We start from the raw sequence: 547 nt of genomic DNA, 5'->3' as shown, positions 1-547 counted from the left end.
TTGGTGCCTTCGGGAACTCTGAGACAGGTGCTGCATGGCTGTCGTCAGCTCGTGTTGTGAAATGTTGGGTTAAGTCCCGCAACGAGCGCAACCCTTATCCTTTGTTGCCAGCGGTTAGGCCGGGAACTCAAAGGAGACTGCCAGTGATAAACTGGAGGAAGGTGGGGATGACGTCAAGTCATCATGGCCCTTACGAGTAGGGCTACACACGTGCTACAATGGCGCATACAAAGAGAAGCGACCTCGCGAGAGCAAGCGGACCTCATAAAGTGCGTCGTAGTCCGGATTGGAGTCTGCAACTCGACTCCATGAAGTCGGAATCGCTAGTAATCGTGGATCAGAATGCCACGGTGAATACGTTCCCGGGCCTTGTACACACCGCCCGTCACACCATGGGAGTGGGTTGCAAAAGAAGTAGGTAGCTTAACCTTCGGGAGGGCGCTTACCACTTTGTGATTCATGACTGGGGTGAAGTCGTAACAAGGTAACCGTAGGGGAACCTGCGGTTGGATCACCTCCTTACCTTAAAGAACCTGCCTTTGTAGTG

1 rRNA gene is annotated in these 547 nt (G+C 53.2%); it reads left to right on the top strand.

The annotated features are described in order from the left end of the window. Positions 1–522, top strand: a 16S ribosomal RNA gene (locus ACOT1A_RS24630); the annotation flags it as partial. Positions 523–547: the final 25 nt, after the last annotated feature.

Source organism: Enterobacter cloacae complex sp. SYL003 (assembly GCF_049236925.1).
Taxonomy (GTDB): Bacteria; Pseudomonadota; Gammaproteobacteria; order Enterobacterales; family Enterobacteriaceae; genus Enterobacter; species Enterobacter intestinihominis.
The sequence above is the reverse complement of the archived record's forward strand: the minus strand, read 5'-3'. Positions and strand labels throughout refer to the sequence as shown.